The 26,373-nt window shown below is 60.6% G+C and carries 17 protein-coding genes; 11 read left to right on the top strand and 6 right to left on the bottom strand.

Going from position 1 to position 26,373, the window contains the following annotated elements; all coding sequences use genetic code 11:
• The first annotated feature begins 22 nt into the window (after positions 1-22).
• Together U6037_RS19315 and U6037_RS19310 are read left to right on the top strand one after the other, a co-directional pair.
• Positions 23-4,492, top strand: a complete 4,470-nt coding sequence (locus tag U6037_RS19315) for a hemagglutinin repeat-containing protein (RefSeq protein ID WP_322844182.1) — start codon at positions 23-25, stop codon at positions 4,490-4,492.
• Positions 4,493-4,688: 196 nt separating this feature from the next.
• Entirely contained in the window at positions 4,689-5,864 is a 1,176-nt protein-coding gene (locus tag U6037_RS19310) for a M20 aminoacylase family protein (RefSeq protein WP_127929097.1), read from the top strand.
• Here the strand turns inward: U6037_RS19310 and U6037_RS19305 are convergent.
• From U6037_RS19305 to U6037_RS19285, 5 genes are read right to left on the bottom strand one after another with little or no spacing between them, the layout of a single operon-like run.
• Entirely contained in the window at positions 5,861-7,042 is a 1,182-nt protein-coding gene (locus U6037_RS19305) for an aminotransferase class I/II-fold pyridoxal phosphate-dependent enzyme (RefSeq protein WP_322844181.1), read from the bottom strand. The genes U6037_RS19310 and U6037_RS19305 overlap by 4 nt on opposite strands.
• The gene (locus tag U6037_RS19300) at positions 7,039-7,869 is read right to left on the bottom strand and encodes a 2,3,4,5-tetrahydropyridine-2,6-dicarboxylate N-succinyltransferase (protein WP_322844180.1); all 831 of its coding nucleotides are present in this window, start codon (positions 7,867-7,869) and stop codon (positions 7,039-7,041) included. The genes U6037_RS19305 and U6037_RS19300 overlap by 4 nt, the downstream gene beginning before the upstream one ends.
• On the bottom strand, positions 7,870-9,129 hold the full coding sequence (locus U6037_RS19295) for a diaminopimelate decarboxylase (RefSeq protein WP_322844179.1): 1,260 nt from the start codon (positions 9,127-9,129) through the stop codon (positions 7,870-7,872).
• Between the two features lie 36 nt (positions 9,130-9,165).
• On the bottom strand, positions 9,166-9,861 hold the full coding sequence (locus U6037_RS19290) for an oxin biosynthesis protein (protein WP_322844178.1): 696 nt from the start codon (positions 9,859-9,861) through the stop codon (positions 9,166-9,168).
• Positions 9,862-9,877: 16 nt separating this feature from the next.
• A complete protein-coding gene (locus U6037_RS19285) occupies positions 9,878-11,269 on the bottom strand; it encodes a hypothetical protein (RefSeq protein WP_322844177.1) in 1,392 nt (463 codons plus the stop codon).
• 863 nt (positions 11,270-12,132) lie between these two features.
• On the opposite strand from U6037_RS19285, the gene asnB reads away from it, so the two are divergent.
• From asnB to U6037_RS19240, 9 genes are all read left to right on the top strand, one after another.
• Positions 12,133-13,998, top strand: coding sequence for an asparagine synthase (glutamine-hydrolyzing) (gene asnB, locus U6037_RS19280; protein WP_322844176.1), 1,866 nt, complete (start codon positions 12,133-12,135; stop codon positions 13,996-13,998).
• A gap of 48 nt (positions 13,999-14,046) precedes the next feature.
• Entirely contained in the window at positions 14,047-14,910 is an 864-nt protein-coding gene (locus tag U6037_RS19275; RefSeq protein ID WP_322844175.1) for a TauD/TfdA family dioxygenase, read from the top strand.
• On the top strand, positions 14,907-16,991 hold the full coding sequence (locus U6037_RS19270) for a GNAT family N-acetyltransferase (RefSeq protein WP_322844174.1): 2,085 nt from the start codon (positions 14,907-14,909) through the stop codon (positions 16,989-16,991). Before U6037_RS19275 ends, U6037_RS19270 begins: the two co-directional genes overlap by 4 nt.
• A complete protein-coding gene (locus U6037_RS19265; protein WP_322844173.1) occupies positions 16,978-17,940 on the top strand; it encodes a DMT family transporter in 963 nt (320 codons plus the stop codon). The genes U6037_RS19270 and U6037_RS19265 overlap by 14 nt, the downstream gene beginning before the upstream one ends.
• On the top strand, positions 17,937-19,196 hold the full coding sequence (locus U6037_RS19260) for an ATP-grasp domain-containing protein (protein ID WP_127929087.1): 1,260 nt from the start codon (positions 17,937-17,939) through the stop codon (positions 19,194-19,196). Before U6037_RS19265 ends, U6037_RS19260 begins: the two co-directional genes overlap by 4 nt.
• 107 nt (positions 19,197-19,303) lie before the next feature.
• Positions 19,304-20,596, top strand: a complete 1,293-nt coding sequence (locus U6037_RS19255; protein WP_322844172.1) for an MFS transporter — start codon at positions 19,304-19,306, stop codon at positions 20,594-20,596.
• Between the two features lie 164 nt (positions 20,597-20,760).
• Positions 20,761-21,252, top strand: a complete 492-nt coding sequence (locus U6037_RS19250) for a sigma-70 family RNA polymerase sigma factor (protein ID WP_127929085.1) — start codon at positions 20,761-20,763, stop codon at positions 21,250-21,252.
• Between the two features lie 40 nt (positions 21,253-21,292).
• A complete protein-coding gene (locus tag U6037_RS19245) occupies positions 21,293-22,276 on the top strand; it encodes a FecR family protein (protein WP_322844171.1) in 984 nt (327 codons plus the stop codon).
• A gap of 98 nt (positions 22,277-22,374) precedes the next feature.
• Positions 22,375-24,801: a TonB-dependent siderophore receptor gene (locus U6037_RS19240; protein WP_322844170.1), complete on the top strand. Its 2,427-nt coding sequence runs from the start codon at positions 22,375-22,377 to the stop codon at positions 24,799-24,801.
• A gap of 55 nt (positions 24,802-24,856) precedes the next feature.
• Here the strand turns inward: U6037_RS19240 and U6037_RS19235 are convergent, their stop codons facing one another.
• Positions 24,857-26,365, bottom strand: a complete 1,509-nt coding sequence (locus U6037_RS19235; RefSeq protein ID WP_322844169.1) for a trypsin-like serine peptidase — start codon at positions 26,363-26,365, stop codon at positions 24,857-24,859.
• Between the last annotated feature and the right edge of the window lie 8 nt (positions 26,366-26,373).

The raw sequence follows: 26,373 nt of genomic DNA, 5'->3' as shown, positions 1-26,373 counted from the left end.
GTACTCACATGGAGACGTTTTTATGCCAGCACACACTTTTGCATTTCATCTTTCCCCTCGGGGTAAATTGCGCTGGGCGATTGCCAGCCTGTTCTTCGCCGTGCACCTGCCGAGCGCGCTCGCCGGCGGCGTCGTGGTCGCGCCGGGACCCGGCGGCACCGCGCAATTGCAGACCCAGGGCGGTGTGCCCATCGTCAACATCGTCGCGCCCAACGGTTCGGGCCTGTCGCACAACCAGTTCCTCGACTACAACGTCGACCGTCAGGGCCTGGTGCTGAACAACGCCTTGCAGGCCGGCCAATCGCAACTGGCCGGGCAACTGGCAGCCAACCCGCAACTGCAAGGTCAGGCCGCGAGCGTGATCCTCAACGAAGTGATCAGCCGCAATCCGTCGGCCATCAACGGCGCGCAGGAGATCTTCGGCCGGCCTGCCGATTACGTGCTGGCCAACCCTAACGGCATTTCGGTCAATGGCGGCAGTTTCATCAACACGCCGAACGCCAATCTGGTCGTCGGTCGCCCGGAGTTGAATGACGGCAAACTGCAAAGCCTGAACAGCCGCGACGCTAGCGGTCAGTTGCAGATTCACAGCGGTGGCCTGCGTAACGGCGAAGGTTCGATCAACCTGATCGCGCCGCGTATCGACAGTCAGGGCGCGATCACTGCGCGCGATCAGTTGAACCTCACGGTCGGGCGCAATCAGGTCGACTACGCCAGCGGCCAAGTGAACACTGTTGATCCGGCGGGAAACACTGGCGATCAACGCATCGATGCCAGCCTGTTCGGCGCGATGCAGGCCGGACGCATCAACATTGTCAGCACCGCCGAAGGGGCAGGCGTGCGGGTTGGCGCAGTGCAAGTGGCCGGGCGTGACGGCGTGCAGATTCGTTCCGCCGGTGACCTCAGTGTCAGCGGTGAAGCGGTTGCCAACAGCGTCGATGTAACCCGTGCCGGTATCCGCAGCAGCCAGGGCGATGTCGCTTTGCACAGCGGCAAGGATCTGAATCTGGCTGCCACTGACGTTAGCGGTCGCGACGTCACCGTCGACGCGAAACGCAATCTGACCCTGTCCACGGTCGAAAGCCGCAAGCTTCAGGAAAAGCGCGAAAACTGGAACAACAGCACCATCGGCATCACCTGGGAAACCTACGATCGTACCCAGACCGACAGTGAGTCGCGCCAGCACGGCAGCCAGATTATCGCCAGCCGCGACGTCAAGTTGTCGTCCGGCAAAGACACCGAACTGAAAGCCGCCAAAGTCGAAGCAGCGAACCATCTCGACGTGCAAAGCGGCGGCGATATGCGCCTGAGCGCCGCCACTGAAAGCCATACGCAGACTGATCAAGGCAACCACCGCAAGCACCTGTGGAAAGCCGACTGGAACAGCAGCAGCGAAGAGCAGCGCAGCGTCACCAGCCAGTTGAAGGCCGGCAATATCGCCCTGCAAACCGCCGCGTTGTTGCGCGCCGAAGGCGCCGAGCTGAGCAGTGCCGGCGATGTGCAACTGGCCGGCAAACAGGTGGAAATCACCACCGCCACGCACACCAATCGCAGCAGCGACAACCGTTACTCCGGTGACTTGGTTGGCGGTGGTTTCTTCGGCAAGACCGGCGATGCCGACAAGGGCAAGACTCAACATCAGGGCAGCAAGGTCAACGCCAGCGGCAAGTTGATCGTCAAGGCTGACGATGTGCGCATCAGCGGCAGCCAGGTGCGCGGCGGCACCGACGCCAGCGTGATCAGCGATAAAGGTTCGCTGGTCATCGATGGCGTGCAGGACACCTCGCACAGCAACAACCACGACAAGGACAGCAAGTTCTTCGGCATCAGCAAGGACGAGTCGCGGCAGAACAGCCGAGACAGCAACACCGTGCGCAGCGAACTGGTGTCGGACAGCAACCTCAAGCTCAAGAGTGCCAAGGATATTGAAGTAGCCGGTTCGACGGTCAAGGCAGACGGTGCGTTGACCGCCGATGCAGCGGGCGACATCAATGTGCATTCTGCGCAGAACACTCACGACAGCACTGATACCACGCACACCCGTGGCTTCGATGCGTACGCCAAAGAGCAGACGCCGGAGCAGTATCGCGCCGGGATTCACTACCAAGGCAAACAGCAAACCGTCACCAGCAACGATGTCACTCAGCAAGGCTCCAGCCTCAGCGGCGGCAGCGTGCAGGTGAAGGCGGGCGGTGACGTCACGCTCAAAGGCGCAGAGGTGAAGTCCACCGCAGGCGACACCACGTTGAGCGGCCAAAACGTGTCGTTGCTGGCCGAAGCAGACAGCCACAAAACTTCTTCCGATACGTCCAGCACTGGCGGTGGTTTCTACTCCACCGGTGGCCTCGACCGTGCCGGCAGCGGCGTCGATTTCGCCCACAGCACGGCGCAGGATTCGACCAGCAAAACCACCGCACAGACCACGAGTGTGCAGAGCAGCGGCGGCTTGACCATCAATGCCTACAAACTCGCCACTGAAGGTGCGCAACTCAAGGCTGGCAACGGTCTGAATGTCGCCACCAACGAGATCGACAATCGCGCCGCCAGCAACACTGACAGCAGCACACATAACGAGAGCAACTGGTCGGCGGACATCGGCGCCAATGTCGAGTACAAGGACATCGCCCGGCCGATCGCTGGCGCGGTCAAGGACGTGCTCAACGGCAAGGTGCCGGACAAGGACTCGCTGGCCAATCTCGGTCAGCCGAATGTCGGTATCGACGTTGCGGTCGGTCACGGCAGCGCCAGCAAAACCGAGCAAAACAACAATGCTGTGGTCAGCCGTTTTGACGGCGGCAATGTCGATGTGAAAACCACTGGCACGCTGCACGACCAAGGCACGCAATACAACGCCAGCGCCGGCCAAGTGAACATCAGCGCTGAGCAACTGCTTGCCGATGCTGCCAGCAACACACACAGCAGCAGCGCCAACGCGGTGGATGCCAAGGTCGATGTGCGCGTCTACACCAAGACCGGTGAAGACGTGAACGTCGCCGGCAGCGGCGCGGGTGGCAGCAGTGCCTCGAGCAAGGACAACTCCAGCGCCGTGGTCGGCGCTTATGCCGGCAGCCAGGGTGTAAACATCAAGGTCGGCGGCGATGCGCAGTTCGAAGGCAGCCGTTTCGACGGCGGGCAGGGCGCTGTGAGCATCAAGACTGGCGGTGATCTGGCGCTGAATCAGGCCAACGACCACCAGCACAGCAACGACAGCAGCTTGCGCGGCAATGGCTCGTTGACGGTCGGCACCTTGCCGGGCACCGATGGCACCAATGTTGATCTCGGCGCCGGGTTCCAGCTTGATCACACCGGCAAGCACACCACTGACACCCAGGCCCATGTGGCGAGCATCAACGGCAACGGTCCGGTGCAACTCAGCAGCGGCGGCAATCAAGTCCAGCAAGGCAGCAAGATCGACAGCGCTGGCGCCATCGATCTGCACGCCGACGGCAAGCTCGATCTGCAAGCCGCAACCAACACTCACACCGCCACCGGCAGCAATCTCGGCGGTGGCTTGAAGGGCGGCGGCAGTAAAACCAGCAGCGAGAAGAGCCGTGATCAGGGCGGCAATCTGAGTGGCAACTTCAATATCGGTCGGGTCAACGAAGATTCGAAAACCCTCTCCGGTGGCCAACTCAACAGCCAGAACGGCATTGTCATGAGCGGTGATTCGATTCACCTGCAAGGCAGCCAGGTCAGCGCGCCGAACGTCAGCATCGATGCGCAGAAGGGTGGTTATGTGCAGGAGTCGGCGCAGTCCACCGACAATCGCAATAACTGGAATGTCGCGCTGAATGCCGGCGGCAACCTGAGCAGCAAAACCCCGACCGCCGCCGATGAAAAGGCCAGCAGCGACCACGGTTTCAATGCCGGGGCCAAGGTGGGCGTGGATTACTTGCAGGGCAGCACCCAGCAGAACAGTCAGATCAAGGCTGACAGCGTGGTGTTGAACAGCGGTGGTAATGCACAGCTGGCGGGTGCGCGGATCGACGCGAAAACTGTCAGCGGCAAGGTCGCAGGTGATCTGACCGTTGAAAGCCGTCAGGACTCGAGCAACCATGCCAAGGTCGATGTCGATCTGGGTCTGACCGCGAAGAAAAATCCCCCGAGCGACAAGGAAAAAATCGCCGGCATCGACTACAAGCCGACGCTGAACGCGCAGGGTGAGTATGCGCACAAGGACAGCGTTGCGCAGGCGTCCGCGATCAGTGCCAGCCAAGGTGTACACCTCGCGGTTGGCGGTGGCACGCAATTGACTGGCGCGCGGATTTCGGCGACTGAGGGCAAGATTGATCTGGGGGGCTCGAAGGTCGTCAGCACTGACCTGAGCAACCTCGATTACAGTGTGAAGGCCGGGTTGGACCTGCCACAGAAGAAGGAAGAAAACGCACCGAAGGTTTCCCTTGAAAACGGCAACCTGAAGGTCGGCCCCGTCACGCTGAGCGGGCATCTGGACGGCCAGTCACTGCAAGCGGGGATTGACGACAGAGGCTGAACCCGAAGGGTGGTGGTTGCAGGCGAATCGGCATCCACCACCAAACCCTGCAGGAGCGGGTAAGCCCGACGCCCACATAAGCGTGGTGAGCTCACCCTGCGGCAGTGTTCATGACGTGCATCCGTGCCAGTTGCGAAGTTCAATGACACAGAATAGTGTGGCGACTCAGAGCAGCTCCAGGGACAGGAACGTCAGGATGGCATCGGAAACGGATTTCGCACTGCAGGAACAAATGATCGGTTGGCGTCGCTGGCTGCATCAACATCCGGAAGCGGGTTTTGCCGAGCGCAAGACCAGCGCCTTCATCGCAGAAGTATTGCGCAGCTTTGATTTGCAACCGCATATCGGCATCGGCGGTACGGGTGTTGTCGCCACCATCGAAGGCGAGCAACCAGGTATCGAGATAGCACTGCGCGCCGACATGGATGCGCTGCCCATCCAGGAAGAAAACACCTTCGCCCATCGCTCAGTCCACGACGGCTGGATGCATGCCTGTGGCCACGACGGCCATAGCGCCATGCTGTTGGGCGCTGCCAGCCGACTGGCGGCAGATCGCAGTTTCGCCGGCAAGGTTCATCTGGTGTTTCAGCCGGCCGAGGAAATCGGCACGGGTGCGAAGGCGATGATGACGGCGGGCCTGTTCGAGAAATTTCGCGCTGAGTGCGTCTACGGTCTGCACAACTGGCCCGGTCTTGCGACCGGTCGATTCGTGGTTCATCACGGTGCGGCGATGGCGGGGGCGAGGCCGTTCGAAATGGTTGTCAGCGGTTGTGGTTGCCATGCGGCGATGCCTCACCAGGGCGCCGATCCGTTGCTGGCCGCGGCCCATTTGGTGACCGCGTTACAGAGCATCGTCTCGCGCAATATCGACCCTGCCGATGCGCTGGTTCTCAGTGTCACTCAGTTCCACTCCGGCGATACCCATAACATTGTGCCCGACACTGCACGGCTGGGCGGCACCATGCGTTACTTCCGCCCCGAGGCCGGCGAGATCGCATCGCGTCGAATGGCCGAGATGGTCGAGCAGTTGGCCGCCGGGATGGGGGTTCGAGCGTCGCTGAAGTTTTTCGAGTTTGGCTCGCCGCCGCTGATCAACAGTGCCGAGCACGCGGACCATTGCGTGGCTGCCGCCAGTGCTGTGGCGGGCCGCGAAAACGTGGGTACCGGGGTCGCACCGAGCATGACCGGAGAAGACTTCGCCTTCATGCTCGAGCGCAAACCCGGCGCTTACATCTGGATTGGCAATGGCTCTGCTGAAGGCGGCTGCTCGTTGCACAACCCGCGTTATGACTTCAACGACGAGATCATGCCACTGGGCGTTGCCTATTGGGTCGCGCTGGCCCGCCAACGCCTGCAGCCCGTCGAACGTTAACGACCTGCAAGCCCGGCCCTGAGGCGCAGCAGGGCCTGGCGCATGACCGGTTCCTGATGAACCAGTGCAATGCGCACGAACGCTTTGCCGGGGTTGCTGCCCTCGGCGTCTTCATGACACAGGTAGCGACCGGGCATCACGCGCAAACCCTGTTCGCTCCAGAGTCGGCGCGCGATCCCTTCACCATCGCCGACCGCCAGCCACAAGAAAAAACCGGCATCGGCGCGCCGGTAATCGGGCACTGCGGCGAGGTACTCATCGGCCAGGTCCCAATTGCATTGGAGTGCCTGTTGCTGACGCTGCACATGCGTTTCGTCGTGCCAAAGCGCTGCGCTGGCGCTGCACGCCGGCCAGGCCAGCGAGACCCCGCAACTGCGGTTGAAGCCGGCATAAGCGGCGACACTAGACGGATCGCCGGCAATGAAACCACTGCGCAAACCCGGCGCCGCCGAGCGCTTCGACAGACTGTGTAGAACCACGAACGGGCAGGACGCAACCGCATCGGCTTCCACCAGGCTGAGGTAGCCGGGGGGTGGTGAGTGCGGGACGAGATCGGTGTAGCACTCGTCGACCAATAACGTCGCCTGGGCGTGGAAGGCTATGTGGCTGAGGCTGATCAATGTGCTTGCAGGCAGTATGTTGCCAAGCGGATTGCCGGGGTTGCACAGCACCAGCGCCGCGATGCTGTCACCGGCCTGATCCAGTTGGCGGGCGAGGCTGGCCAACAGGTCAGCGTCGTTCACGTCATAAAACAGCGCTTGCGCACCGGCGGCATCGGTGGCGGCGACATAGGTCGGATAAAACGGATTGGGCAGGACCACCACCGGTGCTTTCACGCCACGTGCCCGTGCGCGTGTCACGGCGAGGGCGATGCAAGTCGCGACGGCCTGTTTGGTGCCGGGCGTAGGCTCGATGGCGATACGCTCTTCATCGAGACAGGTGCCAGCGCCGAAGCGACGCCGTAGCCAGCCACTGTAGGCTTCGCGCAATTGGGGAGTGCCGGGCAGAGGCGGGTAGCGCGTCCACTGGTCGAGTTCGCACAGTGGTGCCAGCAATGGCGTCGGGTCGCCAAGCCGGGTTTCGCCCAGGTGCAGGGCGATGACCGGCTGCCCGGTCGCGGGCGGCAGGTCATCCAGCAGGCTTTGCAGTCTGGCGAAGGCATTGCCTGCGGGGGTCATCGGCTGAGCTCTCTGACCAGATCGTTGAGTGAGGTTTTTGATCGAGTGCGCTCATCGACATATTTCACGATCACCGCACAGGCCAGGGATACGCCCGGCAATTTCGGGTCGGCGCGGTTGCCGGCGATCACCACTGCATTGGCCGGGACTTCGCCGAAGCGCACGTCGCCGGTTGCGCGATCGATGATCGGGGTCGAGGCGCCAAGATAGACGCCCATGCCAATCACCGCACCGTTGCGCACGATCACCCCCTCGGCGACCTCGCTGCGGGCACCGATGAACACGTTGTCCTCGATGACCACGGGGTTGTTGCCGATCGGTTCGAGCACGCCGCCCAGACCCACGCCACCGGAGATATGGCAACGTGCGCCGACCTGAGCGCAGGATCCGACGGTCGACCAGGTATCGATCATGGTGCCTTCGCCGACGTAGGCGCCGATGTTGATGAAGCAGGGCATCAGCACCGCACCTGGAGCAATGTATGCGCCCGCCCGGACCACCGCGCCGGGCACTACGCGGATACGTGCATCGCGGAACGCGGCATCATTCCAGTGCTCGAATTTGAGGGGCAGTTTGTCGTAGCTTTTCGGCCGCCATGGAGCGGTTTCGCCCACATGATTTTCGCGGGTGAGGAACGACAGCAGGATGAGTTTCTTGACGAACGTATCGGCGACCCACTGGCCTTCTTCCAGGCGCGCTGCGCGCAGTTCACCGCTTTCCAGTCTGGCGAGGCCGTCTTCGATGACTGGCACCAGCGCCAGCAGCTCGGCAGACGTCAGTTGCGAACGCCGTTCAAAAGCTTCTTCAATCAATTCACGGTTACTCATTTAACGATCCTTGTGAGGGTTGAAGACGTCGACGGGTTGCCATTGAACCGGGCCGGTATGGTCGTCGAAGGTTTCCGCGCGACGGATTTCCACGACATCGCCGTTGTCAGTCAACATCAGTTCTGCCGGGCGCAGCCGGCCGTTGTAGGTAAAACCCATGGCATGGCCGTGGGCGCCCGTGTCATGAATCAGCGCCAGGTCGCCGATGGCCGGCGTCGGCAAAGGGCGATCGATGGCGAACTTGTCGAAGTTTTCGCATAGCGCGCCCACCACATCGAACACGCCTTCGGGGCGTTGCCCGGCGAAAGGTAATGTCAGGTGGTGGTAGGCGCCGTACAGTCCGGGACGCATCAGCGCGGACATCGAGGCGTCGAGACCGACGATTTCCCGGCCTTTGCTGCAGCGGTTGATCACCCGCGACACCAACACCCCATGCGGGCCGGTAATGAAACGGCCCAACTCCATCAGAAGTTTCGGCGTGTTGCGCGGAAAGGCTTGCTTGAGCGCCTGTTTCAGCGCGGCGGCGTAGGCGTCCAGATCCAGTGCCTGGTCATCGGTGCGGTAAGGAATCCCCAGGCCTCCGCCTATATTGATGTACTCGAATTCGATGTCGGCTTCGCGCGCTACACGCGCAGCCACTTCGATGACTTGCACACCGGCCTGCACTGCAGCCTCCAGTGACAGCTCATTGGCGCACATCATGCCGTGGATCCCGAAACGTCGGGCACCCAGGTCGTAGGCCTGGCGATAGCTTTGCACCAGATCGGCATCGGGCACGCCGAATTTCGATTGTTGCGCATTGCCCATCTGTGACGAGCGGGCGATGACCCCATGAGGTGAGACGCGAAACCCTACAATTTCGGGCAAGGTCTTCACTCGGTCGAGCATGCTGCGGTCATCGAAGGTGATCAGGGCTCCGGCGTCCAACGCCATCTGGTACTCGCCGAGCGCCGTATTGTTGGAGGTGAAGACAATGTCGTCGCCCCGCGCACCCAGTCGCTCGGCCAGCATCAGCTCGACCGGCGAGGAGCAATCCAGCCCGCTGCCCTCTTTGAGCAACAGGGCCAGAATCGCCGGAGTGGGCAGCGCCTTGACCGCGAAGTACTGACGAAACGCGCTGTCGGCGAAAGCCTGCGCGACGCGTCGATGAGTCTGGACGATGGCGCGCTCATCGTAGAGATGAAAGGGCGTCGGGTAACGTGTCGTCAACTCATCAAGCAGGGGGAGCAAACGTCGGGCAAAGCTTTCGGATATTGGCACAGCAGGTTTCTCCTCGCGGCGCAGGGGCGGACGGGTTCAGGGCACCAGAGCGACGCACATGGTGCGATTGCGCAGGCCACTGATCGGACGCGTGTAGGGAAAGTAGTACGACTCCTGGATCTCGAAGCCGGCCTCGATCAGCGCATCACGCAGATAGTCCCTGGAAATGAACCAGAAGCCATCGACCTTATCGTGGGCGGCAAACAGCGCCTCGGGATCGCGTGGCGAGTCATTGGAGAACACCAGAACCGTGCCGGAGTCCAGGTTCAGTTCCTTGAGCTTGTCGAAGGTCGGCTTGAGTTCCAGTTCGGGATGGAAGAGGTGGCCCAGCAAGCCATCGGCGTAGACCGACTTGACCCCGGCGAGGGAGCCGGGCTCCAGCGTGAAGAAGTCAACCTTGTGCGCATCGACGCCTTTTTTTCGACTCAGGATCACGGCTTCGTCATTGAAGTCGATGGCTCTGACCTGACGTCTGGCCTCCACCAGATCGCCCTCGACAAATCCGTTGCCGCAGCCAATGGAGAAAATCGTTGCACCTTCCTGGGTGAGCGATTTCAGCTTGAGACCCAGGTGCGAGCGATATTCCGGGCTGTAGGTAGAAGGCGTAATCGAGTCGTTGAAGGCCCCACCCTGTTCCCATATTTCATAGATGGTGGCGTTGCTGTCGCCAAACTTGCGGGAGGTGCCGTAGTAATCTGTCACCTGTTGGAGGTCCTGCATCGGCTTCGTCATCTCTGTCTCTCCTTGTCTAGAGTCGGACTTGCGCGCGAGTTGCGTCGCAGTCCGTGGGTACACGCACAGGCTCTTGCACGTATTCGATGGACTGCGCCGGCGCGTTGGCCAGCGCAGCAACCAGTGCCTGCAACGGCTGGGGCCGAGCGGGTCCGTAGCACTGGTAAAAGGCAGCGGCGGCATCAGGGTCGCCGCCGAGCAGGGCATCCGCCAGCACTCTGGCCAGCGAACGCAAACCGGCCAGCAGGGCGCCGTGATCGACCACCAGTTGTGGATGTTGCGGGTCGTCCTGGCGCAGGGTCAGGGCACCGAGCTGGACGAAGTACGACAGCTGCAGGTACATGCCGTCGCAATCGGGAAAAAGGCCAAGTCCGCGGTTGAGGTAGCGCAGACATTCGCCCAGGTAGTACTCGAGCACCTGCTCGGGCGGAATCTGCAGGGCAGGCGCCCATACCTGGGCAAGAATGAGGATGCCGTAGACATCCGCTGCCACCTCTTGCAGCACCACCGATGCCCAGCGGTCAAGGGTGTTCAACGGGCCGTATTGGGTGGCCGGGCGATGGACGAAATGGCCCAGCTCATGGCTGAGCACGCCCAACGCAGGAATGCGTCGCAGGTGTTCGCCAGTCGGGTCATAGTGTTTGCCGGTTGACAGGAACTGCCGGGCCAGCGGTGCCGCCAAATGCTCGACCATGGCCGCGTGGGTATTGGCGAAGTAGTAGGTTTTCTTGAACGGCGAACGTTTGACGCCTTCATCTTCGGGCAGGAAGTAGGCGACATGCTTGGGGTGCAGATTGCCTTCACCGGCCATGAAAAAAACATCAGTGGCGGCGAAGGCCGGCAACTCCCCCAGGCGCAGGTTGGTGTGCAACTGCTTGAGGTAGGCGGGGATTTGATCCACCAGGCTCATGGCCAGTTCCACGTCCTGTTGTCGCGCCGGATTGCGTCGGCAGCCAAAGGCTGTCGGCAGTCCTCCCGGTTGCTTGCCGTACCAGGTAGCGATCTGCCCGGCGACCAGGGAAACCTCTTCTTGCAGGCCGGCCAGGGTCTTGAGTATCTCGTCGCTGTAGCCGTATTCGATGGCCTTGGCCCTGAGCTGTACAGCTTGGCGATCATGAGCTCGTTCGAGGTCGTTTTCCAGCGCGCGCAGGGCTTGCGCCACGGCGCCGGGGTTGTTGAAACGTGTGCGTTCTGCCACGCCATCGAGCTTGGCACTGCGCCATTGCTCATCGATGGCGGCCTTCAGCGCATCCAGTCGTTCTTGCCAGGCAGCGTCTTGACGAGGGTTCGTCGGCGCAAGATCAAGCAGGGTCAGGTTGTAGTTGCTCGCCGGCGGCCAGAAAGGGCTGCGGTAACCGCGGTAGGAGGTGGCCTTGGCAAGATTGCCTGAATAGTCGAACCGATTCACGCTCATTACTCCCTCTACTTATTGATGTACGGCAGCGCCCACTCAGCCTGCAAACAGGCGCAAGCAAGCACGGACTCATTAACTGGACGATGTTCCGGGCGCGCATGACTAATAGTCGCGGCGCATGTCGGTAACAGCGCGCCAAGTGCGTTGATTAGTTAGGCTTGACCTGGAATGACTGGCTGATCGATAGCCGTGCTGGCACTAACGTCCAGGTGCGATGGCAACTGGACGGCGCAGCAATAAAGACGGGTAGATGACCGGCAGATGAATATCCATATACATTCCTTGAATCACATTCCATGTGAAGGTGTGGCACACAGGGCACCACGCTGCTTGCCGTGGAGCATAACAGCGAATTTTTTTTTACGACAAGTAGGGAAAACTAAAAAAAACTCAAAGATCCGAAAGAACGGCGATGGCGAAACTAAAAACTCTATATATTTTATATAGTTGGTTACTGAATAATATTTTTATTGATTTGTTTTGAGCCCTCGGGACAGGCTGTGTTACGCGCGTCCGGATGATAAGGAGCGAAATAACAGGGGTGCTTAGTTGTGCGCTTTTTTAGTGCGTCGATCTAGGTGGTGTGGCTGTTTTGCGCCGTTCTGGTGCGCCTGCGAGTTACTTTGAGTTTGCGCAAATTACATTAGGTAATAAGCACCTTCAATTAGGTTATTTGTCATTAACAAGGCACTTGTCAGGGATGTATTGCTTGAAGTAGCTTGTGCCCCGGCTGAACAGAGATATTAAAAAACGAAGCATGAAATTGCTTTAGTCAGTCCAGGCGGCACATTGATCTACATGGAACAGGTTTCGCCAATAAAGGCGTTGCCCGTAGGTAATTCGACAAGGAGTGTTATATGAGCGGCATGGCCGGTTGGGTCGACCTGCGTCACGGTGTTGGGCAGCAAGCAAACATTCCTCGTTCGAAGGTCGCCGAAATTGTCTCGGCAATGATCGTTGCGATGTCCGGGCGTGGACCGGACGGGCATGCGGTATGGCTGGGGCCTGAGGTTGCACTGGGACATTGCCGTACAGTCACTTCGCGTTATGACTGGGACGAGCAACCGTGGATTGGCGAGATCCATGGCGCCACCGTGGCTATCATGTACACCGGACAGTTGTACAACGCTGCGCAGTTGCAGCAGCAACTCGCTGACCTGGATCCGGCACCTGATCGCTGGTCCTACGCTGAAATCATTCGCCGTGCCTATGCCCAGTGGGGTGTCGGGTTCGTTGAACGCCTCGAAGGCATGTTTGCCATCGCGATCTGGGACGGCCAGAAGCGCCGATTATTGCTGGCGCGAGACCGCCTCGGCTTGCAACCGCTTTACTACACCCTGCGTGACGGCGGTGTCATTTTTGGCAGCGTACCTACCGCCATCAAAGCCCATCCCCACTTTACCGCCCGGCTGGACACGAGCGCGCTGGCCATCGTGCTTCAGCCGCGCATGGCGTTGCCTGGCGAAACCCCGTTGCAAGGCTTGCGCGAGTTGCCTCCCGCCAGTGTGCTGACCTTTGACGAACGTGGGCATGAATTGCATCGTTACTGGAAACTGGAAAGCGCCGCGCATACCGATGATTTCGAGCAGACCAAGGACCGCGTCCGCGAACTGCTTGAAGGCGTCGTGGCGCGCCAGTACGTGCATGAAGTGCCTTGCGCGGCGATGTTGTCCGGCGGCATCGATTCCACGTCGGTCGCCGCGCTGGTCATGAAGCAACTGGCAAGCCAGGGCGGCGGCGCAGCACTCGATACCTTCTGCCTGAAGTTCGACAGTGACGAGGATGCCTTCACCTCCACCGAACTGCGGCCTGACATCGATGCACCCTTCGCCGCGCTGGCCGCCGAATACATGGGTACCCGTCACACGACACTCAGTGCAACCATGCAGGATCTGCTCGGCGTCATTCCGGCTACGCGCAAGGCCCGCGGCCTGCCTGGCTGGGGGCAGTTCGATGCCTCGATGTACCTGCTGTTCGAACGCATGCGCGGCAATTGCTCCGTGGCGCTGACTGGCGAGGCTGCCGACGAGATCTTCGGCGGCTACCCTTATTATTTCAAACCCGAACTGCTGGCCCGTCCTCAGTTCCCGTGGCTGGGCGATGGCCCGAAGCTGACCCACTATCTGTCGCCGAGCCTGATCAGTGCACAGCGCGTGGCAGAGGACGAACGTGCCCGTTACGACTATTGGCTGAGTCAGGTGCCACGCCTGCCTGGCGAAAGCGGCGACGCGGCGCGCATGCGCGAGGTGCTGTTCCTCGGCATGTCCGGCCCGTTGTCGGTGATCCTGGATCGCAAGGAACGCATGAGCATGTCGCAAGGCCTGGAAGTGCGCGTGCCATTCTGCGATCCGGAACTGATCCAGTACGTATGGAACGTGCCGTGGGAAATGAAATCCCGTGGCGGCGTGAAAGGTTTGCTCAAGGCTGCCATGCACGACATCCTGCCGCCGACTACCTTGAATCGGAAGAAAAGCGCGTACCCGCACATTCAGGACTCTGAATATGACCGGGCACTCATCAGCGAAGCGCGCTGGATCGCGACTGATCCCAAATCGTCGATTGCCTGGATGTTCGACACCCCGCGTCTCAGCGCACTGATCGAGCAGATCGCCGCGAACCAGCTCAATGCTTCGATGCTGCCGGGCGGCGCCAGTCCCGCGCATCTGCTGATCCAGTTGGTGGAGATGAACCGCTGGATCGTCGACAACGATATCGCGGTGTAAGACACGGTCAGCACGGAAGTCTGATCCCATGAAGACCAAGGAGGCAGCATGCTTGAGTTAGTCCCCGTTACTGAGTTTATCGGCACCGAAGTCCGTGGCATCGACGTCAATGCCAGGCTCAGTGACGACACGATCGAAGCGCTTTACAACGCCTGGATCAGCAGCACGATCCTGCTGTTTCGCGGCCAGTCGATGAGTCCCGATCAGCAACTGGCGTTCAGCCGCAATTTTGGTGAGCTGGTCAGCTATACCCGTTCGCAGTTCAGCGAACAGACCCAGCCGGAAATCCTCATCCTGTCGAACATTACCAAGGATGGAAAACTGATCGGCTCGCCGGTCAGCGGTCGGGTCTGGCACACCGATGGCCATTATCTGGACGTGCCGCCAGCCGGATCGATGCTGCATGCGCTGGAAATCCCGCCGGAAGGCGGCGACACGTGGTTCGCCAATATGTTTGCCGCTTATGAAGCGTTGCCGGAAGCGGTCAAGGATCGTATCGAACACCTCAAGGTGATCATCAGCCGGACTCAGTCACGGCCCTACAACTACCCCGACCGGCCTGCGCCATCTCCCCAGGAACTGGCTGAGTGGATCGACGTGCCGCAACCGCTGGTGCGTCGCCATGAAGTCAGTGGGCGCAAGGCGCTGTATGCCGGCGGCAACGTGCCGTGGCGGATCGAAGGTTTGCCGCTGGAGGAAAGTGCGCCACTGGTGACGTTCCTGCAGGAGTTCTCGGTGCAGCCGCGATTCACCTATCGGCATCGCTGGACCCCGGGCGACATCATTCTTTGGGACAACCGCAGCGCCATGCACAAGGCCACGGTGTATGACGACAAATATCGTCGCCTGCTGCATCGCACCACCATCGGTGCGCGCACCGCCGACAATCAGGACAGGAACCGACGGGCATGAGCGAGTATGACTACATCATCGTCGGCGCCGGCGCGGCTGGCTGCGTATTGGCTGCACGCTTGAGTGAGGACCCGGCGACCAAGGTACTGCTGCTGGAGGCGGGGGCCGAACGCCGCAGTCCATTGCTGTCGATCCCCGTCGGTGAAGTGCTGCTGATGGGTAATCCGAAATATGACTGGTGCTTCGAGACCCGCCCGGACCCGACGCTGGGTGGACGCCGTCTGCAGATTCCACGGGGGCGCCTGTTGGGCGGATCGAACCTGATCAACGGGATGATCTTTGTCCGGGGTCAGCGCGAGGATTATGACGAGTGGGCCAGTCAAGGCAACCCGGGCTGGACCTGGGACGAAGTGTTGCCGTACTTCAAACGCCTGGAGTCGAGCGTGGACGTCAGCGGCGAGAGTCGTGGCCAGGACGGGCCGATTCATGTGGCATTGCCACGCGAATATGACGAGTTGTGCGATGCCTTTCTGGCGGCAGCCGGCGAAGCCGGGTATCGACGCAATCGCGACTACAACAGCGGCGATCAGGAGGGCTTTGGCTATTACCAGGTCAACCATGATCAGGGCCGTCGTTCCTCGGCTTATGGCCGCTACCTGTTGCCGGCGCGCAAGCGGGCAAACCTGACAGTGATTACCGAGGCCGCGGTGCAAAAACTGCGTCTGGAAGCCAAGCGCTGTGTGGGTGTGGAGTACCTCAAGGGCACGTTGCAATCGGCCACGGCCCGGCGTGAGGTGATCCTCAGTGCCGGTGTCATTCAGTCGCCTCAGTTGCTCGAGTTGTCCGGCATTGGTGCGCCAGCGGTACTGGAGAAGGCCGGCGTACCGCTGCGACATGCGCTGCCTGGCGTGGGTGAGAACTTCCGCGATCACTTCGCGTCCCGACTGAAGTGGCGCATTCGCCAGAAAATTACCTTTAACGAACGCACCCGTGGTTTCGCGTTGTTCAGGGAAACGCTCAACTACGTCTTTCGCCGTCGCGGCGTACTCAGTTTGCCGATTGCTCTGGGCCATGGCTTCGTCAAATCACGCGAGGAAGAGCCGCGGCCAGACTTGCAGTTTCATTTCGCCCCGGCCAGTTACGGCCCTGGCTCCAGTCGTCGTCTGGACACCTTGCCCGGCATGACCGTGGGCCTGTATCCGTTGCGGCCCGAATCCACCGGCAGTATTCACATTTGCTCCAGTGACCCTGGCGAGGCACCGGTCATCGAGTCGCGCTTCCTTGAACATGAGGATGACCGCCGGCGAATGATTGCGGGCATGCGCATTATCCGTGACATTGCTGCCCAAGCGGCCCTGCAGCCCTACTGTGATCACGAGTTGTCCCCCGGCACCCAGGTCGCCAGCGATGAAGAATTGCTGGCGTATGCCCGTACTCAGGGCGACACCTCTTATCACCCCGTGGGTACCTGCCGCATGGGCAACGATGAGCTGGCCGTGGTTGATCATCGGTTACGCGTGCGCGGTCTCGACGGTTTGCGGGTGATCGACGCGTCGATCATGCCGACGATGGTGTCGGGCAATACCAACGCCGCATCCCTGATGATCGGCGAAAAAGGCGCTGCCATGGTGCTGGAGGATTACGCATCGCCGCCGGCCGCCGGGCAGACTGGCTACAGCATCGACGAGGGTGACCCCGAGGAATTGCAGACCGCCGAGCTGCTTCAACGCTCGGAAGATTACGCGCGTTCCCTGTACCCGGATGAAAGCGTGCACATGCTCGACGTCGCACAGCTCAAGGCTCCGGGGGTGAGCTTCGTGGTCGCCCGCGAGTTGGATAGCGGCGAAGTGCTGGGTTGCGGAGCGGTGGTGGCGATCGGCGAAGGGCAGGCAGAACTCAAGCGCATGTTTGTCGCCGACAATGCCCGTCGACGTGGCGTGGGTGCGCGGTTGCTCAAGCGGCTTGAACAGCTCGCCCATCGCAATGGTGCCCGTACCTTGTTGCTGGAGACCGGGGTCAGCCAGCCGGAGGCTATTTCGCTCTACCGCCGCGCAGGTTTTCGCGATCGCGGCCCGTTCGCTGATTACCGGGAAGACCCGCTGAGTGTATTCATGGAGAAGACCGTCAATGAACAAGCCTGAAGTCAGCCTTACTGGCATGGCTACGCCTGTCAGCCGTGGTGTGGTGCGGGCCGGCATTCTGTATGTGGCGGCCTTTCTGATTCTGGCCAACGCCAACGCGGTGTTCTCGGGCAACCTGCTGCAGCAACTGCATCCGTTCACCTTTCTGTTCTGGAGTTTTGTAATCACCAGCGGCTTCTTTCTGTCGCGGTTATTGCTGAGTTCCGGTACCAAGGGCTTGGCAATCGGTGCCGATGCTGCCGGCCCGCTGACCGTCCTGAACTTCACCAGCGCCCTGAACTGGATCGGCTACTTCTATGCCCTGCGCTACATCGAACCCGCCATCGTCAGCGCCATCATGGGCGGGCTTGGGCCGGTGAGCACGATTCTGCTGGAGCGCATAGTTCGGCGGCGTCAGTTGCCGCTATACACCTACGCGGTCGCGGCGGGCATTCTTTCCGGCACAGCGTTGCTGGCGTGGGCGTCCCTGGTGGGGTTGGCGGGGATTCGCCCGATCAACTTCAGCGACACCGTTATCGGCCTCGCCGCCGCCGCGGCCGGCGGTGCATCCCAAGCGCTGAACACCATCGCGACCAAACAATTGGGCGAGCGCAGCTGGACTGCCACACGGATCATGGCGCATCGGTTCTACTTGCTGATCATCGTCGCGGCGGTGCTTGCCTGGAGCGGTCCCGGCTTCGCGTTTGCCTCAAGTACGCAATTGGGTGGCCTGGCCATTGCGACGCTGCTCGGGGTCATCATTCCGTTGTGGCTGCTGCAGCGCGGCATCCTTCTTTCGGAACCCTTTACCGTGGCGGCGTTGCTGGCGTGGGCGCCGTTGCTCACGTACGTCTTTCAAGTATTTGATGCCCGAATCCAGTGGTCGATGACCTCTGCTTTGGGCTGTTCCGTGATCGCTCTGGTTACGGTGTTTGGCACATGGATGAAATTCAAGGGAGACAGCAAATGACACAAGCCAAGGAAAAAATCCTCGTTGTAGTCGATGGTTATTCATCAGGCTCACAATTGCCGGCGCTGATGGCCGAGTCTGGCTGGAAGTGCATTCACGTGAGCAGTTCACCCAATCCGCCGGAGTACTACCTGCGCACCTACCACAAGGACGAATACATAGCGCACTTCGAGTACCACGGTGATATCCAGCGCCTGGCCGATGAAATCAACGCTTTGCACCCGAGTGCCGTGTTGCCGGGCACCGAGAGCGGGGTGATTGTCGCTGACCTGCTCGCCGCGGCCTTGCAACTGCCGGGCAACGATCCCTCCACCAGCCTGGCGCGTCGCGACAAATACACCATGCACGAGCGCCTCAAGGCCGTTGGCCTGCGCAGCATGGATCACTATCTGGCCCGTGACCGCGATGGGCTGAGTCAGTGGGCCGCCAGTGGCAGCTGGCCGGTGGTCATCAAGCCTCAGGCCAGTGCCGGGACCGACTCGGTGACCTTCTGCGCCGATCAGGGTGAACTCGTCGACAGCTTCGACAAGCTCTTCGGCACCGTCAACCAATTGGGCGAGCGCAATGATGCGGTGCTGGCGCAGCGCTTGCTGGTAGGGCCGGAGTATTTCATCAATGGCGTCAGCGGCCATGGCAAGCATGTGATCACCGAGATCTGGCGCGCCGACAAGCTGCCGGCACCGGACGGTGGCTGGATCTATGACCGTGCCGTGCTGTTCGACCCGACGTCGCCCGAAATGAAGGAGATCGTCGAGTACGTCCACGGCGTACTGAATGCCTTGGGTATCCGCTACGGTGCCAACCACACCGAGTTGATCGTGACCGAGGCAGGCCCGACCTTGATCGAATGTGCCTCGCGTCTGTCGGGGGGGCTCAATCGTCCGGCGGCCAACTACGCGGTCGGCGCCAGTCAGCTGGATCTGGTGGGCAAGCTGGTCAGGGAAGGGGAGTCGGCCATCGACTCCATCGTCGATGCGCAACAGGGTCACCATTACCCGCTGTGGCAGGTGCAATTCATCTCCAGCCAGGAAGGTGTTGTCACTCGCTCCTCCTACGATGAGTTGCTCAAGACCCTCAAGAGCAAAGCCTGGCTGCAGCGTGCGCCAAAAGAAGGGGACGCCGTGGTCAAGACGGTCGACTTGTTCTCCAGCCCCGGTATCGTCTTCATGAGCCATGCCGACAGCAATGTGCTCCATGCTGACTATCAGACCGTACGCGAATGGGAGCGCACTTCGCGCCTGTTCAGCGTCCAGTAAGCCTGCGGGAGTGACCGTGCACCAGGCCTGAACGGGTCTGGTGCTCATCCGCACCCAAGCATTCCGTGCGCGCGGGCCTGCGCGTCTACGTCTGGAAGAGCATCGCCATGAAGCATACGGATTCGCCGCGGCAGCAGCGCAGGATACTGCTGGCTGTAGGAATAGGCACGACCCTGGAATGGTTCGATTTCACCTTGTTCGCGATCTTTTCCCTGCACATCGCCAAGACTTTTTTTCCTGCCCAGGATCAACTGATGTCGCTGCTGGCGACCTTCGTCACCCTGGCGGTGGGTTTTGTGGCGCGACCGCTTGGTGCGTTTCTCATCGGCCGCTACGCCGATCGCCACGGACGCAAGAAAGCGTTGATCCTGACCATGAACATGATGGCTGTCGGCACAGTGCTGATTGCTTTTTGTCCTGGCTACAGCGTGCTGGGCTATGGCGCCACGGTGCTGCTGGTGGCGGCGCGGATTGTTCAAGGGCTGGCGGCGGGTGGCGAAATCGGCAGCGCGCTGGCCTACCTGTGCGAATCGGCACCGGCCGCGCGGCGAGGCTTTTTCACCTCGATCCAGCAGGTGGCACAAGCAGGCTCGTTTTTATTGTGTGGCCTGTTTGCGAGCATCCTGGCGACCGTTTTGACGCCTGAGCAGTTGGGCAGCTGGGGATGGCGAGTGCCGTTTGTCCTGGGGGTGCTGATCTACTTCGTCGGCGTATACGTGCGTCGCACCATTGATGAAAGCAGCGCATTCCAGGCTCACGCCCGGCAGGGGATCGAAGTCCCCGCGAAAGAAATCCTTCAGCATTGGCGCAGCCTTGTGTTGGGCATCGCATTCGTTGCCCTGTGGACGGTGTGCACCCAGCTGATCAACTTTATGCCGGCTTACGCCCAGGCCATGCTCAATCTTGATGCCGGCAAGGCTTATTACGGCATCACCCTGGTCGGTTTCATCACCTTGCTCAGCCCATTGGGCGGCTGGTTGTCGGATCGTTGGGGGCGGTACAACGTCATGTTGCTCGGGGCGCTAGGGGTGTTGTTGCTGGCGTATCCGGCATTCCTGGCGCTCAAGCAGAATCCGCAGGACAGCGGATTGATGCTGTTGCAGGCGGGTCTCGCGATGTTAATGGTGCTGTACGCCGGACCGGCATCGGCGGCATTGGCGGAGTTGTTCCCGGTGGCCGTGCGCTCGACCGGGATCAGCGTGGCCTACGCCAGTTCGGTAGTGCTGTTCGGCAGTTTTACCCCGACGTTGGTGACCTTGCTGTATCGCCACACCGGTGACCCGATGATGGCGGCGTACTACCTGCTGGCGGCGGCACTGGTGAGCTTTGTCGCGTTGATGGTTGCGCGTCAGCGACAGGCAGCAAACACCGCTCGGGATTTCCACGACCAGGCCGCTTGAAATTGACAGATCGTTCAAAGCCTCTTGCTTTTTTGGAAGAGGCTTTTCGGGTTTGGCGATAACGATCGGTCGACTTCGTCGGTACCGCAAGGAATGCATTGCCTCGCCTTAATACGAAGCATTACTATTCACGCCCCTTTCCTCAGCACGCCACCCATACCCCCATGCGTCCCCGCAGACCCGGCTTTTTCGAGCATTACGAAGAGTTGATCGGCACCTGGACTCGTCGCCTGCGCAATCGCGCACAGGCCGAGGATCTGGCGCACGACACCTTTGTGCGGGTGCTTGAGTCCGATTCGGCGGCGGTGCAGCAGCCACGGGCGTATTTGCACCAGACTGCGCGCAATATTGCGGTCGACGGTTATCGGCGTGAGGACCGGCGCGGCGCCATGGAGTCACAGGCCCTTGATCACAGTGAGTCGTCATCCGGCGACCCGGAGCATTACATGCATGCGATCCAGTTGGCTGACTCCATCGAACGGGCGCTCGCCGAGTTGCCGGTCAATTGTCGGAAGATTTTTGTCTGGCAGAAGATCGAAGGCCTGACTCAGGCCGAAATCGCCGAACGCCTGGGACTGTCCAAGAACATGGTCGAAAAGTATATGATCCGCACCCTGCGGCATCTGCGCGATCGCCTCGACGGGTTGCAGTCATGAGCCGCTGCGACATTTCATCCCCAGCCCAACAGGACATTCCATGATGGATACGCGTGATTGCGCGTGCGGGCAAACAACGGTGCGCGATGACGCGGCTCGCTGGTTTGTGCGTTTGCAGGAGCCGGCCATCAGTGCCGACGAGCAGCAGCGCTTTGACGCCTGGCTGAATGAACATTCGCAGCACCGTGACGAATTTCAGTTGCTGCAAGGCTTGTGGTCGGCAGCCGATCTGCTCCCGGCGCCACGCCTCAAAGCCCTTGTTGAAACCCCGCCGAACCGTCGCCATCGCCGTCCGTTGTTGCGTTATGCCGTGGCCGCGAGTGTGCTGGCGGTGGCGCTCGGGCTGGGCTTGTTCAGTGGCTTGAATCATCCGGACGGCTACAGCGCCGAGTACGCCACAGCGTTGGGCGAGCGCAAACATGTGGCGCTGCCGGACGGTTCGGTGATTGATCTGAACAGTCGCAGCCGCTTGCAGGTGCGCTTTGAAAAGGATCGTCGGCTCATCGAGTTGAGCGAAGGCGAGGCGATGTTCAGCGTCGTGCACGATACCTCGCGGCCGTTCGTGGTCAAGGCGGGCAGCGGCAAGGTCACGGTCACCGGCACGCGTTTCGATGTGCGCCGCGACGTCACGCAGACCCGCGTGGCGGTGGAGCAGGGCACGGTGAAAGTGCAGGGCCGTGATGCAGCGGATGATCAGTTCATCAGCCTGACAGCGGGCCTCGGCACTCACGTCGATGCGCAAGGCAAAGTCGCCGCAGCCTATGCGGTCAACCCGGCAGAGCTGACGGCGTGGCGTGGCGGCAAACTGGTGTTCAACAATGCCCGCCTCAGCGAAGTCGCCGCCGAAGTGTCGCGTTATCGTGAGAAGCCGCTGACCGTTGCCAATCCGGCAGTGGCCAGTCTGCGCCTGACCAGCGTGTTCAAATCCGACAACACCGATGCCTTGCTCAAAGCCTTGCCGAGCATCCTGCCGGTGGCCGTTCGCACCCTCGCGGATGGCAGTCAGGAAATAATCGCAAAATAAAATTCAGGTTTTTTTCGAGTTCATCGTCTTCCTGTTCAACTGCAACTGGTTTGCATTAACAGCCGCACACTCTTGCGATCCACAGGACTACGTACGACGTGAAAAACACCCCTGCCAACAACAAGAAATCCCCTTGGCTGCCGCTGGCCCTTGCGCTGGCGGTCAACGCTGCCGTGCCGCTGGCGTTTGCCGGTGAAGCCATTCATATCCGCGCCCAGCCGTTGGGTCAGGCCCTGAGTGAACTGGGCCAGCAAACTTCGCTGCAAGTGTTTTTCAGCCCCGATCTGGTCGCCGGCAAACAAGCCCCGGCGGTCGATGGCGATATCTCCCCGGAGCAGGCCTTGCGCCAATTGCTGCAGGGCAGCGGTCTGGATTATCAGATCAATGAAGGCTCTGTAACGCTGTCGCCGGCCGCGACTTCCGCCGCCAGCAACGGTCCGCTGGAGTTGGGTGTGACCGACATCAAAGTGGTGGGTGACTGGCTCGGCGATGCCAATGCCGCCGTGGTGCAGAATCACCCCGGCGCGCGCACGGTGATCCGCCGCGAAGCGATGGTCGAGCAGGGCGCGATGAACGTCAGTGACGTGCTCAAGCGTGTGCCGGGCGTGCAGGTGCAGGACTCCAACGGCACCGGCGGCAGCGATATTTCCCTCAACGTCGGTGTGCGCGGTCTGACTTCGCGTCTGTCGCCGCGCTCCACCGTGTTGATCGATGGTGTGCCGGCGGCGTTCGCTCCCTATGGCCAGCCGCAACTGTCGATGGCGCCGATCTCCTCGGGCAACCTCGACAGCATTGACGTGGTGCGCGGCGCCGGTTCGGTACGTTATGGGCCGCAGAACGTCGGTGGCGTGATCAACTTCGTCACTCGCGCGATTCCGGAAAAAGCCACCGGTGAAATCGGCACCACGCTTGAAACCACCCAGTACGGTGGCTGGAAACACATCGACACCGCGTTCCTCGGCGGCACTGCCGACAATGGCATGGGCGTGGCGTTGCTGTATTCCGGCGTCAACGGCAACGGCTACCGCGAGCGCAACAACGGCAATGACATCGATGACGTGCTGCTCAAGACTCATTGGGCGCCGACCGATCAGGACGATTTCAGCCTCAACTTGCACTACTACGACGCCACGGCGGACATGCCCGGCGGCCTGACGCAGAAACAATACGATGACAAACCGTACGACTCGGTACGTGATTACGACCAGTTCACCGGTCGGCGCAAAGACGTGTCGTTCAAGTGGATCCGCCAGATCGACGAGCGCACCCAAGCGGAAATCCTCACCTATTACACCGACAGCTTCCGTGGCAGCACCATCGCTGCCCGCGACCAGAAAACCCTCAGTTCATACCCGCGCTCGTATTACACGCTGGGCATCGAACCACGGGTGTCGCGGGTATTCGATGTCGGCCCGACCACACAGGAAGTCAGCGTCGGTTATCGCTACCTGAAAGAGGCAATGCACGAATCGTCGAGCCGAGTGGCGCTGGTCAACAACCAGCCGGTGCTCACGCCGACCTCCGATGGCCATATATTCCAGGACCGCACCGGCGGCACCGAAGCCAATTCGGTGTACATCGACAACAAAATCGACGTCGGCAACTGGACCCTCACCCCCGGCATTCGCTTCGAACACATCAGCACCGACTGGCATGACCGCGCGGTGCTCGACACGGCCGGCAAGCCGGTGCAGGCGAAAAACCGCAGCATCGAGAGCAACGAACCGCTGCCGGCGCTGAGCGTGATGTATCACCTGTCGGACGCGTGGAAACTGTTCGCCAACTACGAAACCTCGTTCGGCAGCCTGCAGTATTTCCAGCTCGGCCAGGGCGGTTCGGGTGATCAGACCGCCAACGGTCTGGAGCCGGAAAAAGCCAAGACCTACGAGATCGGTACGCGCTATAACGATGACGTGTGGGGCGGTGAAGTGACGCTGTTCTACATCGACTTCGACGACGAACTGCAATACATCAGCAACGACGTGGGCTGGACCAACCTCGGCGCGACCAAGCACCAGGGTATCGAAGCCTCGGTGCACTACGACATGGCGGCGCTGGATCCGCGTCTCGATGGCTTGACTGCTAACGCGGGTTTCACTTACACCCGCGCTACTTATGAAGGCGAGATTCCGGGCTTCAAGGGCCGTGATCTGCCGTTCTATTCGCGGCAGGTGGCAACTGTCGGTTTGCGTTACGACATCAACCGCTGGACCTACAACCTCGACGGTTTTGCCCAGTCGAAACAGCGCTCGCCGGGTACCGGTGTGAATGCCGACGGCAGCTTCAACGGCAACTACATCACTGACGGCACCGCAGACGGGCAGTACGGCGACATTCCGGGTTACGTGACCTGGAACGTGCGCGGGGGTTATGACTTCGGGCCGCAGGTGTCGAATTTGAAACTGGGCGCCGGGGTGAAGAACGTCTTCGACAAGCAGTACTTCACCCGTTCCAGCGACAACAACTCGGGGATGTATGTCGGTGCGCCGCGTACGTTCTTTGTGCAGGCCAGCGTCGGTTTCTAAGGCTCAAGCCATTGCTGAACCGGTTTCCTCTGGTTCAGCAATAGACGCTCTCAGGCTATTCAGGCATCAGAAAGTTGATAACGGGTCCGGGATTGCCCGCCAGATCTGCGCCCTTGAGGCAAATGCTCTGCCGGCCATTTGCAAGGGAAACATGGAACACGCCTGTGGAGGGCGATACGCGCTGGAATCCCTGCCCGTCATTGCAGTTGATGCTCCCGGGCTGCCCGGACTTGTATTGAAATTGAAAGGGATCCAGATCCGGTGAGACCGGAAAAACCCTGACATCGTAGTCATCGTCACCCACCCATTCGATTTTATAGGTCGGCGCCAACGGCGCTGGTGCTTCCAGCAACCACCGCCAATAGATGCTGGGGGTTTTTCCATCCGATTGTTTTGGCACGTCCGTCGGCCGCTGTTGGCCAATCAGGCAGAGAAAATATAGCCCCGCACCTTCTTTGAGTTCCTGGCTCAACTGATTCTCGGAACCCGGGCGAGCAGCTTGTACCTGGCTATACCCAGCAAGCGACTGGCATTCGTCCAGCGTGCGCGTATAGCGATAGCGGTAGTAGGGAGCGCTCAATGCGAAGGTTTGCAGCCAATGCCATGGCACGACTTGTCCGTGCTCGTCACGCTCGACTTTGATGTAATCGCTGTTTTGTGATGATGTCGGAAAAGACCATGCCGCTCCCAGCGGGCAGTCACCCGGACGCGGGTCGAAACGCCCCTTGGTGAAGCAGGCACCCAGGCCTTCGGTTGTGGAGGCGTAGTTGGTGTCAGTTCGCTTGTTGACCTGCCCGGCAACGATTTCGCAGGGGGCGCCCTTGTCACATCGATTACGGTCACTTCCGCGCGTGGTAGTGCCCAACACACCCACGACTTCATTGGTATAACGCGCGAGCAATGGTGAGCCGGATAATCCACTGACAACATCGAGGCAACGGTTGCTCGATTGTCCTACCCATCGCCACGGGCCTTCGATGACCGCTGCCGAATGTTCCTGTTTGCATGCCATTCGCTGAATGAAGCCGTTCACGGGCGCGCCGGTGATCAGAATGTTTTCTTCGGGGGGCAAGGGGACATGCGCCAGTTTCAGAGGCTCGATACCGTCGCTGATCAACTGTTCCAGAGGCTGTTCAAGTTCAACGATAGAGATGTCTTGGCCACGCAGCGTGCTCCAGCCAATCCGGCTTACCGCATAAGAGCGACTGTGCGGTTGCGTGTCGAAAAAATAATTGAACGTAACCCGACCCTTTGCAGGCTGATTGACGATGACCTCGTTATTGCCTATCTCCGGATGTGTGCAGTGTCCGGAGGTCAGTACATAAGCCGGATTCGACACAGTACCGGGTTCTCGTGTGTCAATGAGTGTACCGGAGCAGGTCATGCCGCCTTCAACGTCGACACGGCCAATGGCTTGCCAATGCGCATAACGTCCGTTGGCATTGGCCAGCCGCTCAGCGGGAGCAAAGTTGGCTCCGCCTTCGCCCCAGTCGTATCGATTGACGGAGGCGCATCCCTGGAAAAGAGCGATAAGTGCAACAGCCGATCCGATTCGAATGTTCATGACAGATT

This window comes from Pseudomonas sp. B33.4 (genome assembly GCF_034555375.1).
GTDB lineage: Bacteria > Pseudomonadota > Gammaproteobacteria > Pseudomonadales > Pseudomonadaceae > Aquipseudomonas.
Note: the sequence above shows the minus strand (reverse complement) of the source record. Positions and strands in the feature narration are given on the sequence as shown.

Coding starts and splice junctions, on each gene's coding strand:
- asnB (WP_322844176.1), top strand. CDS start 12,133: ATGAGCGGCATGGCCGGTTGGGTCGACCTGCGTCACGGTGTTGGGCAG.
- U6037_RS19290 (WP_322844178.1), bottom strand. CDS start 9,861: ATGACGAAGCCGATGCAGGACCTCCAACAGGTGACAGATTACTACGGC.
- U6037_RS19260 (WP_127929087.1), top strand. CDS start 17,937: ATGACACAAGCCAAGGAAAAAATCCTCGTTGTAGTCGATGGTTATTCA.
- U6037_RS19300 (WP_322844180.1), bottom strand. CDS start 7,869: ATGAGTAACCGTGAATTGATTGAAGAAGCTTTTGAACGGCGTTCGCAA.
- U6037_RS19305 (WP_322844181.1), bottom strand. CDS start 7,042: ATGACCCCCGCAGGCAATGCCTTCGCCAGACTGCAAAGCCTGCTGGAT.
- U6037_RS19245 (WP_322844171.1), top strand. CDS start 21,293: ATGATGGATACGCGTGATTGCGCGTGCGGGCAAACAACGGTGCGCGAT.
- U6037_RS19310 (WP_127929097.1), top strand. CDS start 4,689: ATGGCATCGGAAACGGATTTCGCACTGCAGGAACAAATGATCGGTTGG.
- U6037_RS19250 (WP_127929085.1), top strand. CDS start 20,761: ATGCGTCCCCGCAGACCCGGCTTTTTCGAGCATTACGAAGAGTTGATC.
- U6037_RS19270 (WP_322844174.1), top strand. CDS start 14,907: ATGAGCGAGTATGACTACATCATCGTCGGCGCCGGCGCGGCTGGCTGC.
- U6037_RS19235 (WP_322844169.1), bottom strand. CDS start 26,365: ATGAACATTCGAATCGGATCGGCTGTTGCACTTATCGCTCTTTTCCAG.
- U6037_RS19315 (WP_322844182.1), top strand. CDS start 23: ATGCCAGCACACACTTTTGCATTTCATCTTTCCCCTCGGGGTAAATTG.
- U6037_RS19255 (WP_322844172.1), top strand. CDS start 19,304: ATGAAGCATACGGATTCGCCGCGGCAGCAGCGCAGGATACTGCTGGCT.
- U6037_RS19265 (WP_322844173.1), top strand. CDS start 16,978: ATGAACAAGCCTGAAGTCAGCCTTACTGGCATGGCTACGCCTGTCAGC.
- U6037_RS19275 (WP_322844175.1), top strand. CDS start 14,047: ATGCTTGAGTTAGTCCCCGTTACTGAGTTTATCGGCACCGAAGTCCGT.